Origin of the sequence: Kitasatospora sp. NPDC057692 (assembly GCF_042799475.1) — a bacterium.
Classification (GTDB): Bacteria; Actinomycetota; Actinomycetes; order Streptomycetales; family Streptomycetaceae; genus Kitasatospora.
Genome location: NZ_JBHVIV010000194.1, coordinates 1 through 1646, shown reverse-complemented (window position 1 = coordinate 1646; position 1646 = coordinate 1). Strand labels below are relative to the sequence as shown.

Sequence of the window (1646 nt, the reverse complement as noted above, 5' to 3'; positions counted from 1 at the left end):
CATGTAGTCATGTAGACAGGAGGGAAGACATGAAAAAAGGCTCGAAAATAATTCTGCTCACCCTATCTGTTTTCGTCATCGTCATTTCCTTTTTAGGGACTGCTGCTTTTGCAGACGATAATAGCAATAAGGTGCAGCCGAAGGATGTAAAGCAGGGAGGAGTCACCCTTGATAGTAAAAGATACAGCTACGATCAATATGATGCGGTAGCCGATGTGGAGTCGAGCTTAAATCCTTTTTCGGAAAAAAACATCAATAAAAATCTGAATAGTATCGCAAGTATAACTTTTGGAATGACTAAGATGATCGCGAATTTAGTTGATACCGGCCTTGACTGGCTATATAACGTAGAGGTTGTAAACCAATTCGCTGATAAGGTCGGAAAAATATCGACTGCTTTATGGGAAAACCTTTATGCTGCATTTGGTGTTTTATTGTTTACGATAGCTGTTCTCTATATATTTTTTCAGTATGTGGGCCAAAAAAACGGTATGAAGGCAGGGCAATCCACAGTTAGATTGATTGTTGTGATTTTGATTGCTTTCGTTTGGTTCACGCAAGCCGGTTGGTTTTTAAAGGCGATGAACAATGTTAGCAGTGAAGTGCAGGGGCTTATTATGAAAAGCGGAACGCTTTTCAATGATGAACGAGATATCGCACAAGGCGAAGAATTAGAGGGGTCTATCGCTCTCCTTCGTAATCAATACTTTGATATTGCTGTCTATAAGCCATATTTAAATATGAACTATGGCATGACAGACGAGAGTAAGATCACGAAGGATGATAAAGACAGGATCACTAAACTACTGGAATATAAGCTCAATGAAGATGGATATAAAGAAAGAAAAAAAATAGCTTCATCAGAAGCTAATGAGCTTAATAATACCATGATGGCGCAATCAGGAATTCCGAATAAAATCGGCGTGGCCATATTTTCGTTAGGCTTTGCTTGTGTGCTGGGTGTTCCTTTGTTGTTAGTGGCGTTTGTGAATTTTATAGTTCAAATTCTTGTCCTAGCAATAAGCGTCATACTCCCGATCAGCTTCATTATTTCCTTCTTGCCGAATTTCTCAAATAGCGCTTGGTACACACTTGGCAGGTTGGTTGGTGCATTTTTTATGAAAGCTTTTGTAGGGATCATTCTTCTGTTTACGTTTTTGATCATTGATATAACAGGTGAATTGATCCCGATGGATACACCCGGAAAATACATGCTGAATGCTTTTGTGACAGCTCTTGCTATCATCTTGATGATTAAGTATCGAGATAAAATCATTGAGTTTGTAACGGCCGGCAGGGTGGTTTCAGTGGATGGCGGAACAGCTAAGCACGCTTATGAAAAAGGGATTCGTCAGCCGGCAGAAAAAACAATTGGAGCTGCTAAGAATTTGGCCGGTGCAGCTGCGGCTGCTTATACTGGCGGAGCTTCAGCTGCAGCATTACAACAAGCTAAAGAACGAAATGAAAACCGTGAGACCGCAGACAGCGCGGGCGATGCCTCAGCTAATGCGATAAAAAGCAATTTGAATGATTCTCCTGACCGTTCCGAGGCGCGATCCTCACAAGGTAATTCAGCTGATAAAGTTGTTAATATGAGTGACTTTAAAGACGGTCGCAAAGACAGAACATTACAAGGCGAATCTCAG

1 protein-coding gene is annotated in these 1646 nt (G+C 41.0%); it reads left to right on the top strand.

The features are described from left to right. Window positions 1-29: 29 nt before the first annotated feature. Window positions 30-1646: CD3337/EF1877 family mobilome membrane protein (locus tag ACFVFS_RS40740; RefSeq protein ID WP_380630167.1), on the top strand; the 1617-nt coding region annotated here is incomplete at its 3' end.